The organism is Nostoc sp. FACHB-190 (assembly GCF_014696905.1).
Classification (GTDB): Bacteria; Cyanobacteriota; Cyanobacteriia; order Cyanobacteriales; family Nostocaceae; genus Nostoc_B.
The window spans coordinates 13,004-28,820 of sequence record NZ_JACJQW010000010.1 but is presented as its reverse complement, the minus strand read 5'-3'; the positions used below and the strand labels follow the sequence as shown (position 1 = coordinate 28,820).

Annotated in this window: 7 protein-coding genes; 4 read left to right on the top strand and 3 right to left on the bottom strand. The window is 43.1% G+C overall.

Annotated features, from left to right (window positions below):
* Nucleotides 1-203: 203 nt before the first annotated feature.
* Entirely contained in the window at nt 204-755 is a 552-nt protein-coding gene (locus H6G28_RS13565; RefSeq protein ID WP_190593184.1) for a hypothetical protein, read from the bottom strand.
* A gap of 493 nt (nt 756-1,248) precedes the next feature.
* Between H6G28_RS13565 and H6G28_RS13560 the strand changes: the two genes are divergently transcribed.
* From H6G28_RS13560 to H6G28_RS13545, 4 genes are all read left to right on the top strand, one after another.
* Nucleotides 1,249-1,491, top strand: coding sequence for a mersacidin/lichenicidin family type 2 lantibiotic (locus tag H6G28_RS13560; RefSeq protein ID WP_190593185.1), 243 nt, complete (start codon nt 1,249-1,251; stop codon nt 1,489-1,491).
* Nucleotides 1,492-1,664: 173 nt separating this feature from the next.
* Complete coding sequence (locus H6G28_RS13555; RefSeq protein WP_190671362.1) at nt 1,665-4,967, top strand: type 2 lanthipeptide synthetase LanM family protein; 3,303 nt, start codon at nt 1,665-1,667, stop codon at nt 4,965-4,967.
* A gap of 44 nt (nt 4,968-5,011) precedes the next feature.
* Nucleotides 5,012-7,228, top strand: a complete 2,217-nt coding sequence (locus tag H6G28_RS13550; RefSeq protein ID WP_190671360.1) for a peptidase domain-containing ABC transporter — start codon at nt 5,012-5,014, stop codon at nt 7,226-7,228.
* 46 nt (nt 7,229-7,274) lie between these two features.
* Nucleotides 7,275-8,765 (top strand): HlyD family secretion protein, encoded by a 1,491-nt coding sequence (locus H6G28_RS13545; RefSeq protein ID WP_190671358.1) that lies wholly within the window; start codon nt 7,275-7,277, stop codon nt 8,763-8,765.
* A gap of 24 nt (nt 8,766-8,789) precedes the next feature.
* Here the strand turns inward: H6G28_RS13545 and H6G28_RS13540 are convergent, their stop codons facing one another.
* Nucleotides 8,790-9,638 carry a DUF4351 domain-containing protein gene (locus tag H6G28_RS13540; RefSeq protein WP_190593189.1) on the bottom strand — a complete coding sequence of 283 codons (849 nt, stop codon included), beginning with the start codon at nt 9,636-9,638 and terminating at the stop codon, nt 8,790-8,792.
* Between the two features lie 425 nt (nt 9,639-10,063).
* Nucleotides 10,064-15,601: a CHAT domain-containing protein gene (locus H6G28_RS13535; protein WP_242054571.1), complete on the bottom strand. Its 5,538-nt coding sequence runs from the start codon at nt 15,599-15,601 to the stop codon at nt 10,064-10,066.
* Nucleotides 15,602-15,817 lie beyond the last annotated feature (216 nt).

Sequence of the window (15,817 nt, the reverse complement as noted above, 5' to 3'; positions counted from 1 at the left end):
TGCGTAAGTGTTACTTTTTTAGGAGAACTTGATTTTATTTTTCCATATTATTTTCATGGAAGAGACAACAATTTTGTAATTCAAGCAAAATTGTCACCGTTCAAGGAGTAATAAAAAAATGAGGGCAACAGATTTTAGCCAGATGATTTAGCCTGTTCCCCTCAAATTTATCAGCTTGATAATTAGCTTTTGAGACGCACAGTCTACAGTGGTGCGATAACAGGGAAATCAATTCCACTAAATGCAGGGTTTTGTGTAGTGTTAGTTCTCTGCATAGTTACCACGAATGAGTAAAGTCTGTCCAAACCTACATCGTGGATCAGATCCACAAATCGGGTTGTATTATCTATGATGTTGAACCCATTAGAACTCCATGTACCACCGACTGGTGTCAAACCATTAGCGTCTCGGTAGGTAAGGTTTACCTTAATTTCCGATGCCGTTCCGATTCCGTCACTATCTCGATAATAGACTCGGTATCTGGAGATATCGTTGTCGTTGGAAAAATCAACTAGTGTGTTGGCGTTAATTGGCAGTGGACAGTAAAGGGTGACTGTACCAGTAGCAGAGCCATTGAAAACATAAGCTCCGTTCGAGATGACAACTGACGCATCCCCACTGTCACTATTTGGGCGACAGGCGGTAGCAGGGACAGTTGTCGCTAGTATATCCCGATCATTGGCTGATGCAACACTAGGAACAATCAAGGACGCGGCAATGGTGGCGGCTGCTAAGAAGTTTTTTGAGATAAACATAAGAAATCCTTTGACTAGTTATTGTTATTTGGGGTTTGAACCCTTTGATTTGGTTATTGGGATAGGATTTGCTAATTTATGCACTTCCAGCAATTCACAGTTAAAAAAAGCCCTTTGTAAAGGATTGTTAACAAAAAAAATAATCACTACAACCCAATCAGGGTAGTAATTTCAGCAATTTTACTGGCTACAAAAACATTTATAACTCAGGGATAAGTACATAAATCAAAAAAGCCTATCCCATTAACTCTAATGAAAGGGTTCAAACGCAACGATGTAAAGGAAGCGAGTTAAATTCACTGTCGCTCATCACATCGTTAAGTAAACACCCTTTTAAGAAGTAAAAAGTAAGAAGTAAAAATTAAAAAGATAATCACCATAAATAAATTTAGGTGCTTATAACAATTATTCTTTTTCTTTCTTTGGCTTTTGGCTTTTTACTTGTGCCTTGTTCATTCAACATTTTACGTCATTTAAATTAAGGAGAAAAACCATGTCTAACTTTGACATTATTCGCGCTTGGAAAGATGAAGACTACCGCAACAGTTTGAGTGATGAACAACGTTCTCAATTACCTGAAAACCCAGCAGGTTTGATTGAACTTCCCGATGCAGAATCCAATGCTTTATCCGGGGGCGGTTGTTCAATATTTACAGGGACTTGTGGACGTGTCTGTGAAAGACTTACACCCCAGTACGGTTGTAAAGGCTGTGACAATGGCGGTTTGACAACCTGATAGTATGAGGCTGAATGTGATTGCTTGAGATAAAAATCAGGCGATCGCACTTAATTTCCGCGCCAAAAACTAACAAGATTGGGTAGGCTATGACCTACCCAATCACATCTTAATTAATGCTTCAATTTCTCCCGGTAAAAATATCTTAGTTAGTCTTTAATTTCAGGAAACTTATGGCAAAATCAGATAATAATACACGCATATTAACAGATAAAGAGTACGAAATAAACTTAGCTGATAAAATTAACCAATCCAGCACAATATCTTCTACTTGGTATCAGGCTATCACTTTATCTGAGCGCATTGAAAAACCTTTAAGCTCTAAAAAAGTTGATGCTGAACTTGCCGCGAGTCGTGTACAAAAATGGCAATCACAGCCTGTTTTTGCTGATCAAGCTGACTTCGCTCAACGTTTAGCAATTAATGGCATCAGTGCAGAGGAATTTTTCAATAGACTTGGTGAACCGATTGAGGCAGTACGAGAACGTTATCCCCACCCCCCACAATGGTTAACAGATATCATCTCAGCCTTTGCTCACCCGGTTGCTGCTAATTTACCGCCACTTCCCCAGAAATTGCAAAATGCAGAAATGAGTGGTTTTTTGGATGCGATCGCACCATTAATTAGCCAAGGATGCGATCGTTTGCAAGCAGGTATCGCTGCGTTAATTGCCACGCAATCTGATTTACCTTTTGTTTCCAGCACGATTGTAGAATTGCTGTTTGCCAATTTACCAGAAAAGTTACTGGCAATGTTAAGCCGGACAATGGTATTAGAACTCAACGTTGCCCGTCTGCAAGGCAATCTCCAAGGAGATACACCCAAAGAAAGATTCCAAAGCTTCTTAACACAATTACACCAACCTGAAACAGCGTTCAACTTGTTGCAAGAGTATCCGGTTTTAGCTCGTCAACTTGTAACTTGCATCGAACAATGGGTAACATTTAGTTTAGAATTTCTGCATCATTTATGCTCTGATTGGCAAGCAATTAAAACTACTTTTAGCCCTGATCAAGAGCCAGGATTATTGATAGCATTAGACATGACTGTAGGCGATCGCCACAAAGGCGGACGCAGTGTGTCCATTGCTAAATTCAGTTCTGGTTGGCAACTGGTTTATAAGCCGAAATCATTAGGTGTAGATATTCATTTTCAAGAGTTTTTAACTTGGCTAAATCAACGCAGCGATCTACCAGTATTCCGCACGCTGAAGCTTCTCAATCAAGGTACATACGGCTGGGTTGAGTTTGTGGAAATGCAAAACTGCTCCTCCTCAGCCGAAGTTGAGCGATTCTACCAACGTATGGGGGGATATCTGGCATTACTTTACGTTCTAGAAGCCAGAGATTTTCACTTTGAGAATTTGATCGCAGTGGGGGAACATCCAGTTTTGATTGACTTGGAGGCACTTTTTCATCCGCGTCTGGAAGAAGGCGATCGCCACCAAGTACATCAGTTTGCCAATAATATTATGTATGACTCAGTTTTGCGCGTGGGACTACTACCCTATCGCGCCTGGGCAAACGCTGAGTCTGGAGGCATTGATCTGAGTGGTTTAGGCACGGTAGGCAAACAGCTAACACCAGATCGTCTTCCTTACTGGCAAGGTGTAGGTACAGATGAAATGCAACTCCAGCGCCAGCAAATGGAAATGCTAGGACAGCAACATCGACCAACGCTCAATGGTCAAGAAATTAATGCTTTAGATTATATAGAATTTCTCATTTCTGGATTCACCAAAATTTATGGATTGTTGTTACAACACCGCGATGAGTTACTAACAGAAAATAGTCCACTTACTTGGTTCGCTAACGATGAAGTGCGAGTTATCCTGCGTCCAACGCGAACTTATGGACTGTTGTTTATGGAGAGTTTTCATCCTGATATCCTACGTAATGCTTTGGATCGGGATTGCTACTTTGACAGACTGTGGGCTGAGGTCAAAAGTTACCCAGATATAGCTAGAGCGATCGCCTTTGAACAAGCAGATTTACAAAATGGTGATATTCCACTGTTTGTTACTCATCCCAATTCACGAGATATGTGGAGTAGTTCTCATGTCCGCATCGCCAACTTTCTCCAAGAACCAAGCGCGATCGCAGTTCAACGCTGTCTGCAACAACTCAGCGAAACTGATCTCAAACAACAAATATGGTATATTCGCGCTTCCTTAAGCACCCTGGCGCTCAACGTCGAGCAGCAAGCGTCTCACCCCAGTTACTCTGCGATCAAATCTCAGACTGCGATTAACCGGGAACAGCTATTAACGGCGGCTCAAGTAATTGGCGATCGCTTAGAAGAACTAGCACTGCGCGACAAAAATCATGTAACTTGGATTGGTTTAACACCTACCATCACCAGTCAATTATCTCTAATTCCCTTGGGGTTGGATCTTTATGGTGGTGTGGCTGGGGTGGCGCTTTTCCTCGCCTACCTTGGTGCTGTCACTAAACAGGAACGCTACATAAAGCTGGCAAAATCTGCACTTAAGACATTGCAACAACAGACTCAGCTAGGTAAATCATTTCTCAAGTTAATTGGTGGATTTAGCGGTTGGGGAGGTGTGATTTATACTTTGACTCATTTAGCAGTATTGTGGGAGGAGCCAGAGCTATTGACTGAAGCGGTAGCACTTTTAGAAATTCTCCCCGATGCCATCAAGCAAGACGAACAATTAGATATTATCGGCGGTGCAGCCGGATGTATTATCAGCTTAATTAACCTGCATCAATATATTCCCAGCGATCGCATAATCGAGGTGGCACGTCAATGTGGCGAAAGGCTTCTCACCAAAGCGCAATCTATGGAAAAAGGCATCGGTTGGGTAATTCGTCACGCCGGTACCAAACCTCTAGCTGGATTCTCTCACGGTGCAGCCGGAATTGCTTTGGCGTTGCTAGAATTAGCCGCCTTAACTGGTGAAATACGTTTTCGCACAGCCGCACTGGAGGCGATCGCCTACGAGCGCAGTCTTTTTGCCATCCAGGAAGGAAATTGGCTGGATCTACGCGACTTGGAAGTTCCCGGAAAAGATGTTAGTGATTCCCAACCAGCCTTGATGACAGCCTGGTGTCATGGCGCACCCGGTATTGGCTTGGCTCGATTACTTTCTTTGCCATACATTGATGATGCAGAAATTCGTGCCGAAATTAACACAGCCCTAAAAACCACCATCACCCAGGGCTTTGGTAGCAACCATTCTCTCTGTCACGGAGATTTAGGCAATTTAGAATTACTGTTGCAAGCCAGTCTCACCCTAGATGATCCACAGTGGAAAACTCAAGGCGATCGCTTGGCTGCTGCCATTCTTGAAGGTATCAATCAACACGGCTGGCTGTGTGGTGTTCCCTTGGGAGTTGAGACACCAGGACTAATGACGGGACTAGCTGGTATTGGTTATGAATTACTCCGCCTCGCTGCACCAGAAATTGTTCCCTCAGTTTTGGGACTAGAACCGCCCAAAGTTAATAAGTAGTTGGACAAAATTAAATTCATTCGTGGTGATAGGGAACAGGGAACATGAAATACCACCTAATTCAACAACATAGCGAAGAAGACTGCGGTGCTGCTAGTCTTGCAACAGTGGCTAAACATTATGGTAAAACCTTTAGCATGACTCGCTGTCGGGAAGCGGTCGGGACAGGACAGCAAGGAAGTACTTTATTAGGATTGAAACAAGGCGCAGAAATTCTGGGTTTCAATGCACGAGCCGTAAAAGTACCTCTGGAGACTTTCAACGAAATCACCCTGCCTTTACCCGCGATTATCCACTGGAAAGGCTATCATTGGGTGGTTTTCTACGGACAACAAGGTAATAAATACGTCGTTGCTGACCCAGGTGCAGGTATCCGTTATCTAGAAAAAAAGTGGTTTTTAGAAGCATGGACAAACAAAGTTATGCTGCTGCTGGAGCCAGATCCAGTGCGCTTTTTTACCCAGGAAGATGAACCAGAGAAAATTGGCGGTTTTGGTCGCTTTCTGCGGCGTGTTGCCCCTTATCGCGGCATTCTAAGCCAAACCTTATTACTCAACTCTGTTTTAGGTTTACTTTCCCTCGCTTCGCCCTTTTTGTTGCAAATTCTCACTGATGATGTGCTGGTGCGGGGGGATACCCAACTGCTAACGAGTGTTGCCATTGCTGTGATTGTGATGCACTTAGTTAGTAGTAGTTTGCGGTTGGCACAATCAAATCTGGTCGCCCATTTTTCGCAACGGTTACAACTAGGACTAATTTTAGAATTTGGCAGGCAGATTTTACGCTTACCTTTAAGTTACTATGAATCTCGGCGCAGTGGTGAAATTGTCAGTCGCCTAGAAGATATTCAACAAATTAACCAATTAATTTCGCAAGTTGTTGTCAGTCTGCCTAGCCAATTTTTTATCGCTTTAGTATCTTTAGGTTTCATGCTGTTTTACAGTATTAAACTTACAGTAGTAGCTGGGGCGATCGCTCTCTTGATGACCCTATCTACAGTGGTTTTTTTACCCACCTTACAACAAAAAATTCGCAGTGTTCTAGTGTTATCCGCCGAAAATCAAGGTGTTTTGGTAGAAACATTTAAAGGTGCTATTACCCTAAAAACTACTACTGCGGCTCCGCAATTCTGGGAAGAATTTCAAAGTCGATTTAGTCGCCTCGCTAACTTGACTTTCCGCACTATGCAAATTGGTATTGTTAACGGCATATTTTCTAATTTAATATCCAGCATTGGCAGTATTACTTTAATTTGGTTCGGTAGCAGTTTAGTCATTCAGCAAGAATTATCAATTGGTATGCTTTTAGCTTTTAATAGTATGAATGGTAACTTTACCAGCTTTATACAAACTACTATCGATTTTGTTGACGAATTTACCCGTGCCAAAACTGCTACCCAACGGCTCACAGAAGTTATTGATGCGACCCCAGAAACTTTAGACCATAATCAAAAGCCTTGGGTAAACATTCCAGGTAATGCAGATATTACCTGTACCAACCTCAATTTTCATCATCCTGGGAGAGTGGAACTACTGCAAGATTTCTCGCTGACAATTCCTGGGGGTCAGGTTATTGCTTTAATTGGTAAATCTGGCTGTGGTAAAAGCACTTTGGCAAAATTGATTGCAGGTTTATATCAACTCCAGTCGGGTAATATTCGCTTTGGTATTTATAATTTAGATGATCTTTCTTTAGACTGTTTCCGTCAACAAGTGGTGCTAGTACCGCAAGATGCACACTTTTGGAGTCGGTCAATTATTGAAAACTTCCGTTTAGGTTCACCTCATATTAGCTTTGAACAGATTGTCAAAGCTTGTCAAATTGCTGGGGCTGATGAATTTATTAGCAATCTCCCCGACAAATATCAAACCGTATTAGGGGAATTTGGGGCAAATCTTTCTGGTGGACAACGGCAGAGGTTAGCTATTGCTAGAGCGATTGTGAATAACCCGCCAGTGTTAATTTTAGATGAATCGACGGGCGCACTTGACCCAGTGAGTGAAGCTCAAGTCTTAAATCAGTTACTCGCTCATCGTCAAGGTCAAACCACTATTTTAATTAGTCACCGTCCCAAAGTTATTCAGCAAGCTGATTGGATTGTGATGTTGGAACAAGGAAAATTAAAAATTCAAGGTTCTCCAGAGGCTTTGTGTCGTCAAGCCGGTGAGCATTTAGATTTTCTTGATGCTGGGAATTTATCAGTTAGTAAAAATTCTTGCCACTGTTATCCGAATGCAAGTTTCCCCAGTAGCATTCGCTAATTTCTACCGTACTCAGTACTCAGCACTCTTCATCAGGAATACTGTTATGCTTAGTCAGTTTAATGCAGACTCTTTGCCCCCAGTGGAAGACCATGAATTTCTGCCACCGTTGAGTAATTGGGTGAAAATTGGCAGTTTGATACTTGTGGGTGCTGTGGGGGGTGCGATCGCTTTATCTTCGATCATCGAATACAGAGTCACTGTACTAGGACAGGCGATCGTCCGACCTACGGGAGAATTACGGCTTGTCCAAGCAGCGATGAATGGGCAGATAACCAATGTTTTGGTTAAAGAAAATCAGGCAGTGAATCAAGGAGATGTGCTGGCGACAATAGATGATTCCCGCCTACAAACTCAAAAAAGCCAACTGCAAGGCAACATCCAACAGGCGCAATTACAATTACAACAAATTGATGCTCAAATTCAAGCTCTCCATCGCCAAATTCAAGCGGAAACTGAGCGCAAAAATCGTTTAGTGAGTTCGGCGCAAGCTGGATTCAATCGCGCCCAACGCAACTATCGAGAACAGCAAATTACTGTCCAAGCAGAAGTAGCCGCAGCCCAGGCGAATTTAAACAGAGCGCAAAATGAATGGTACAAAGCCCAGATAGAATTACGTGGGGCTGATGCTCAGTTGAAGTCAACAAAGATAGCCATGAGTGCGGCGGAAGCTAAACGCGATCGCTATCAAAAGATAGTTCAAGCGGGTGTTTTGTCTTTGAATCAATTAGAGGAAGTACAGTTAGATGTGGCTCAACAAAAACAAGCGATTGAGATGCGACAAGCGGCGGTAGAAGCACAAAAGCAAATTATTGCCCAACAACAACAAACTGTAGTCGCCGAACAAGCCAAACTGCGCCGCGCTCAAGCCGCACTCAATCCGATTGATGCGGAAGTAGCGATCGCACAAGAGACGATTGCTCAAGAAATTGCCGGTGGACAAGCTACTCTCGCCACTCTCAACCGTGAATTGCAAGCTTTGTTACAACAGCAACTACAAATGAAAAATCAGATCCAGCGCGACACCAGGGAACTACAACAAGTGGTTATGGATCTCAGCCAAACTAAAATTACCGCCAGCGAAACCGGGATTCTCGCGCAACTCAATCTGCGAAATCCTGGTCAATCGGTGCGTCAGGGTGAAGAAATTGCTCAAATTGTCCCTAGCAATGCTCCTTTAGTCATCAAAGCTGCCGTCGCCCCTGATGATGTGAGTAAATTAGCCAAAAATCAAGAAGTCCAGATGCGGGTGTCTGCCTGTCCTTATCCCGATTACGGTACTCTTAAAGGTGTTGTTAGTCAAATTTCTGAAGATACAATCAAACCTTCAGGAAATCAAGTTGTTTCCACTGTTGCCAATAATCCTGTTTCTGCTGTTTACGAGGTGACAATCATCCCCAACAGTTTTAGTTTTGGTAGAAACCAGCATCTATGTCATATTCAAGCGGGAATGCAAGGTAGAGCCGATATTATTTCCCAAAAAGAAACAGTTTTGAAGTTTTTGCTCAGGAAAGCTCGGTTAATTGCCGATGTTTAACCGCCGAAGTCCGCAGAGCGTTTGTTAAGGAAGGTTCTGAAGAAATTCATCTACAGAGTTGACAGCGATCGCCGCAGCCATTAAATTTTCTAGTTGTTCAATGCTCTGATCTTCCAGCCGGTCTTGCACTTCTTGGGGAATTGTACCGAAACGCAGTTGCAATACCTGTATTAACTGTCTTCTCGCACCTTGCTGTAGTCCTTGTTGTAGTCCTTGCGTGAGAATTTCTTGATACCAAGGTGATTCACGTAATACTGTCATATCCCACCTCATAATTTGTTGGACTAAAGGTATGTCTAGTACAAAACTAGCAAAAAATGCTAACAATGGTTCTAACTGATTAAATTGCTCTGAGGTTCGGAGTTGCTGTAATGCACGTTGTACAACTGATGTTTCTGCACCACCTCGTAAAATCGGCACAAATGGCAATAGTGAGGGTAATGGTTGGCTAAACACAATCTCTGCGTCTACTTCCCACAAGTTAATCACGTGATAGTCTTGAATTACTCTTAGTCCCAAAAACTCGGATTGGTAACTACTCACAACAGTGATTGTGGATGGAGGAGGCAAGATATTGATGAGTACTGGATAAATCGGTAGTTGATATTTTTCTTCTGCTAAGGCTGCATAAGCCCTCATACGGAGAGGCATATTTTTTGGGTAACGCAACTGCAACTCGTTGAGAATTAAAAAATCTCCACAGGATTCGCTGTATGCTTTGATTAGCACATCTGTTTCCCGACTAATCCATTGAAATTCAGCACTCAGAATTTCCTGAGCCACGACATCTGGAAGTTGTGTTACCCATTGCGCCCAAGCATTAGGCGCTAGGCTAATTAATCTTTTACTGCCGGTATCTGCTGCTTTTGCCACTGGATAATTTTTAAGTTTAACTGTGATCAGTAATCATCATATATATCAGGCGATCGCACTCACTACAAGGTAGCTAAAAACCGCGCCAGCTAGTTGTCATACTACTTCAATTGCTTAACTATCAGACCATGAGTTAAGATTTGGGGGATTCTCCCCCACGCCCCCGATTGGGGGACGGTTGCGTCCCCCAAACCCCCTCCAAAATTATTCTTTGGTCTTTTGTTGAGTCTAGTTATTTTCACTTGGGTAGAATATAAATTCATCTGCGTACCCTGCGGGAAGCCGCTATCGCGTCTACATCCGCGTCCATCTGCGGTTAATTATCTCAATATCATTCAGGAGTCACCTACACCTGTCAGCTGCTCCCTAGCTATCTGCGGTCTTTGATGATAATTCTGTTACCGGACAAGATATCACCTCTTTGATTACAAGCCATTACCAATCAAAATAAAGGCTGACCAGTAAAAAGGATGACTGAGATGCTCGCTTAACTGTGGTGTTAAGTTACCGTATTTGCCAGTAATTAGGGCGATTTGTGCTTGACGTAGGGCTTGGGCTTTGGTGGTTTTTCCTTGGGACAGGATGTTGTAAAAAGCATTCATTAATACTTGTGTACCGCCATCATCTACCGACCATAAAGAAGCGATCGCGGCTCGTGCGCCTGTTTGTTGTATCTGGTAGCCAAAACCCAGAATTTCTCTACCATTGCCAAATTGATCACCTAATCCGGTTTGGCAGGCTGAAAGTACGATTAAATCAACATTGGGTAATCGCCAGTTTTTGATATCTCGGAGGGTGACGCGATCGCCATTTCCTAACAAAATAAATGATTCTTCCGGCTGTCCGGTGGTAAATGCGGCGTGAGTTGCTAAATGGATGACGGCGTAATCATTCATTTCCAACACAATATCTGAATTGAATTGCTTGTCTAATAATTTTTTGGTGCTGGGAATGGTTTGAGCGAGTGTTTCTACTTCTAAACCAGCAAAGGGTAAACCGGAAAAGTCAAACTGCTGAGATCCTACCTGAAAACTATAGTTGCCTTGGGTAAAGGCTGCCGCTAAGACATTTAATCGATTTTGGGGTTTGGTGTTGAGGTCGGTTAAGCTGACGGCAGTAATATTATTGATTTGGAAGCGTTCGATTAACCATTTTTGACCGTCATAAAGGGCGGCTAGGGGAACATAACGCAGTTGTCCGTCGGGAGCGTAGATGATGGTTTGGGCTTGTGCTTGTGCTAAGTCATTTTCTAGGGGTTTAATCAGCAAATCGTAGAGTTTTTGGGCGGGAACTGTGATTTTTGGCGTACGTTTTGGTAAGGTGGTGCGAAATTCCAAAATTGCTCGGTTGAGTTCTTCTTGGGTAACAGCTACGGTGCGGCGGATTGGTGGTGCGTAGGGAGTGACTAAAACGAGTTCTAAGCGATCGCTCAATACTAGGGGATAAAGTATGACTGCGCCTTGCTGGAGTTTTTTTAAGTTATCTTGTAAGGCACTAGCGGAGGATTCCAGGTTAAAACTCTGCCCTTGGGTGGTTTGCTGGAGTTGGGCGACCCATTCGCGCACTTTCGGGCTATCGAGGAAGGTGTTAAAGTCTTTGGCTAGTGTCTGCTGAATTTTACGTAATTCTAAAATACGCTGTTTCTGGGACGGGGTGCGGCTGCTCACACTAATGTTTTCCAGTTGGGCGAGTTCTCTACCAAGGGCGATCGCTTGCTCAAATTCTGCTTGCATCACCGCTCGAATTTGCCGTTCTTGGGGACGTTCCACAACACCAGTCGCCGTTTTTTCACTCCCCCGCACGTCGCGGAGATAGTCGTCAATTTCTTGGACTTTGAGCAAGTCTAGTACTTGTTGCGCTTCTAAAATTCGGTTGCGTTGCAGAAGGATATCGGCTAAATGGCGATAATCCTTGGCAATGGTTTCTGTATAAGATTGCTGTTGTTCTTTGCTTAATTCTCTAATATTATTGCGAATTGTTTCTCTAGCATTTACTGATTGTTTGAAGAAGATAATTGCTAATTCTGGTTGGTTCTGTTTTTCGAGTAACTTCCCGATAGTATTGAGGATGTATCCTTCACCTTCTTTGTTGCCAATTTCTTGAGCAATTACTAAACTTTGGTGTAAGAATTTTCCGGCTAATTCATATTGCCCTTGCTCTAAATAAACGTTTCCTATGGCGTGGAGATTTATCCCTTCTGCATTTCTGGATTTGAATTTTTGATAAATAGTTAAAGGTGGTTGCAAATACGCCAAGGCTAATTGATATTTTTCTTGCTTGAAGTAAACAATCCCAATATTGTAATATGTTGTTGCTTTGAGAAATTCTTGTTGTTCTTTGTTCTGAATTTTTTGCAGCACTGTTAAGGCTTGCTGATGGAAATCTAACGCTAATTCATACTTTTCTTGTCTGTAGTGAATATTGCCGATCGCATTCAGCGCCCTCACTTCACCTGCAATGTCTCCTATTCTGTTTCCGTCTGATTCGAGCAGTACGGGTTGTCTGGCGATTTTTAAGGCTTCCTGATAAGATTTCAAAGCGAGTTCGTATTGTCCTAACACTTTATAAATCTGTCCCATATCAAATTCAATTCCTACCCAGTTGCCTAAAATTTCTTGCCGGATGGGTAAGGCTTTTTGATAGTAATCGAGAGCTAATTTATACTCTCCCAAGCTGCTGTAAACTCTCGCTATGCGATGGAAAGTCGGCCATTGTCTTGGCTCGCTGCCTAATTTTTTCGCAATCTCCAAAACTTGCTGGTATTTTTCTAAAGCTTCTCGATATTTACCTGCTCTCGAAAATTCATTACCTTGGATGGTGTAAATGTCTGCTATGGAGTTGAGGCTGGATTTTTCCCAACCGCGATCGCCGATTTCTTGTTGAATTGCCAAAGCTTGCTGATAATATTTCAACGCCTGCTGATAATTTCTTTGGCGATGGTAAACGTCTCCCAGGTGGAACAAAGTTCTGCCCGTACCTGTTTTATCTTCTATTTGTTGATAAATTAATAAAGCTGCCTCAAAGGTTTTGATGGCTCTGGCATATTCCCTTTTGATATACTGCCGCCAACCTGCTTCATACAGTTGATCAGCTTTCAATTTTTCTGGTGTTTGAGCGAAGAAAATCACGCCACCTGCGGGGTTAAAAGTCGTAATTTTGCCAGATGAAAGGCGAATTTCGAGCTTTTCGCCCTCAAAAGTCCCACTCAACGGCGTTTTACCCAGAATAGTTGCTGTTTTCTCACTTTGTTTTGCGATTTCCTGTCTAATTGCCAAGGCTTGTTGATCAACTTGAGTCGCGGCTTGATTTTCTCCTAATTGTTTGTAAACTGCACTCATCTGGGTGAGAATTATCCCCTCCCAAGGGCGATTTTTTTGCTGGCGAACAATTGTTAAGGCTTGCTGGTAAGCTTGTAATGCAGCTTGCAACTGAGTTTTGAGGTATTGTCCTTGGGTGGCGTAACTGTTTCCCTTGGCAAACAAAACTACTGCTTCTCCTTCCAGTGGGTGTACTTGCACAAGGGTTTTTTTCGCTGCATCTCTACCAACTTCCGTAATTAAGACGGCTTTTTGACCAGTAATATTTTCTAGATTACGGTTGCTAATTTCGCGCTGTAATGTACTTGCTTGCTCACGATACTCCTGCGCTGTTTGCGTCTGCCCTAATTTGGCGTAAATTGCGGCGATACTGTTGAGAATTGCGGCTTGATCTGGCTTTTCAAAGGGTATTCTTGTCCAGCGAAATAATTCCTGTTGTCCAAATTGGCGGATTTGTTGTTCTGGTACAAAATAGTTATCTTGAGTTTGAGGATCACGGGCGATCGCTAATGCTTGCTGATAAGCTGTTAACGCTGCTTCATACTGGCCTAAATTGGTGTAAATTTCCCCAATTTGGGTTAACAATATCGGTTTTTGATTAACCAACCTGTGGCTACTGTTCTCCATGTTCACAATTGCCAGAGATTGCTGATAATCATCCAAGGCAGTTTGATACTGTCCTAATGCGGCGTAAACTTCACCCATACTTCTTTTAATTCGCTGTTCCTGCTGGCGATAATCTCCTGGGGACAATTCCTCTCTGCGCCGACGAACTTCGATATTTTCTGGGCTGGACATTTCTGCATTGATGATTGCCAAGGCTTCTTTGTAGAATTGCAAGGCAGTTTGGTACTGTCCTAGAGTTTTGTGGATATCTGCAATATTCGCTAAGGTATTTTCTTCCTCATTTTCAGCAAAGTTTTGCCATCCAGCTACCCCAGCGATTACTTCTAGCCGTTGTCCGCGTTTCTCTATCTCGGCTATTTCTGCGGATTCAACAGTTGTGATGGCAGTTTTGATTGGTTTTCCTTTCCCTACCTGAATCAAACCGTTGCTGAGTCCATCTTCTAGTTTGATTCCCTCTGGGCTATGAATGTTAACATCAGTACCAAAGGCTACCCGAATTGTATGGGGGATTGGTGTTTTTGTTGACTGTTCAGCAACTTCTCGCCGAATTACCAAGCTTTGCTGATAGGTATCTAAGGCTACTTGTAACTGTCCGAGAGTTTCGTAAATTGTTCCCATTTGATTGAGAATTACCCATTCCCAAGGACGATTTTTTTGCTGACGGACGATCGCCAAAGCTTGCTGATAGGATGCTAAAGCGGCTGGGTATCTTGCAAACTTGGCGTGTTCTGCACCGTTACGGTAGTGGATGAGTGCTTCCCCTGTCAGCAGTGTAATTAAAGTTGGTCTTTTTTGGGGTATGTTGTAAGTCACCAAAATTGCCTGTTTGACAATATTTGTCGCCCACCCCACATGAACACCCATTTCCTGTCTGATGGCTAAGGCTTGTTCTTGATATTCCTGCGCCGTTTGTGGGTAGCCTTGGGTATGGTAAATATAGCCCAGATTATTCAGAATTTTCTCTTCCAGGGAGCGATCGCCAATTTCTCGCGCTATTGGTAAAGCCTGTTGATAATACTCCAGGGCTATTTGCGGCTGTCCTCCTTTGTTTTTGTGAGTGAAGGTGTTTTTGTAGGTGGAGGCGATCGCATTCAGGATTTTTGCTGTTAAGGGGCGATCGCCAATTTCGCGGACAATAGCTAAAGCTGGTTCGGAAAAATCCAGAGAAATCGGGCGCGATTCCCGTTGATTGTCGATTCCCCAGTTGTAATCTTTGCTCAAATTCAACATTACTGTAGCTTCGCCGATGCGATCACCTGCTTGGCGCATCTGGGCTAAGGCTTGTTCGTAATATTTCACAGCTTGTTCTTTTTGATTTAACGCCGCGTAAGTCATCCCAATTCCGTTGAGACTCCAACCAACACCCGCGCGATCGCCCAAAGCCCCCATAATCATTAAGGCTTGCTGGTAATATTTTCTTACCTCCAGGTAAGACTTAATTTCCTCCGGCTTTTTGATTTGCTGGTAGTAAAGTTGCAATTTAATATAGCTGACGTAAGTATTTCCCAAGCCAATCAAAGTCATCGCTTCCCCAGATTTATCTTTTACCTCACGCCATATAGATAAAGCTTGCTGGTAGAATTGCACAGCATTTTTGTACTGTCCTTGGGTTGCGTAAACGGCGGCGATTTGATGCAGTGATGCGGCTTCCTCTGCACGGTTATTCAATTCCCGTGTAATTTCCCAGGCTTGTTGATGATGTTGAAGGGCGGTTTGAATTTGTCCTTGATGGCGATAAACTTCTCCGAGTTTATTGAGGACTGCGGCGGTGTGAGTGCGATCGCCAATTGCTTGATAAATATTTAATGCTTGTTGAAAAGATTGTAATGCCGAAGTAAATTGACTTTGCGCCAGTTGTTGATTACCTTGCTCAAACAGTTGTTGCGCCTCTGGGATTTGAGCCACAACTTGGTGATTAGCAATTAATTCTGCTGCCAACACTCGCCCTTGTCTGGGATGATCATTCATCAACCCACTATCAATGGAAAAGATAACCAATAAAACAGCCAGTGTAGGCATTCTCAATGCGGGGAATTGCATCAAAAATATTTTGGTAAATTTGTAAGTGGTGGGACAAAATTCAATTCAACAGTGGAGATAGGATTACTCTAAGAGTTTCTTAGCCCCCCTTCAAAAGGCTACCGTGTACACAAGTCTTACTCAAGTTGCTTAGTGGCATTTTGATCCCCCCTAACCCCCCTTAAAAAGGCGGGAATTTTTCTCAAGTCCCCCTTT

What these genes read in the sequence shown, in the direction of transcription:
- H6G28_RS13565 (WP_190593184.1), bottom strand. Translation starts at nt 755, where the DNA reads ATGTTTATCTCAAAAAACTTCTTAGCAGCCGCCACCATTGCCGCGTCC.
- H6G28_RS13560 (WP_190593185.1), top strand. Translation starts at nt 1,249, where the DNA reads ATGTCTAACTTTGACATTATTCGCGCTTGGAAAGATGAAGACTACCGC.
- H6G28_RS13555 (WP_190671362.1), top strand. Translation starts at nt 1,665, where the DNA reads ATGGCAAAATCAGATAATAATACACGCATATTAACAGATAAAGAGTAC.
- H6G28_RS13550 (WP_190671360.1), top strand. Translation starts at nt 5,012, where the DNA reads ATGAAATACCACCTAATTCAACAACATAGCGAAGAAGACTGCGGTGCT.
- H6G28_RS13545 (WP_190671358.1), top strand. Translation starts at nt 7,275, where the DNA reads ATGCTTAGTCAGTTTAATGCAGACTCTTTGCCCCCAGTGGAAGACCAT.
- H6G28_RS13535 (WP_242054571.1), bottom strand. Translation starts at nt 15,601, where the DNA reads ATGCCTACACTGGCTGTTTTATTGGTTATCTTTTCCATTGATAGTGGG.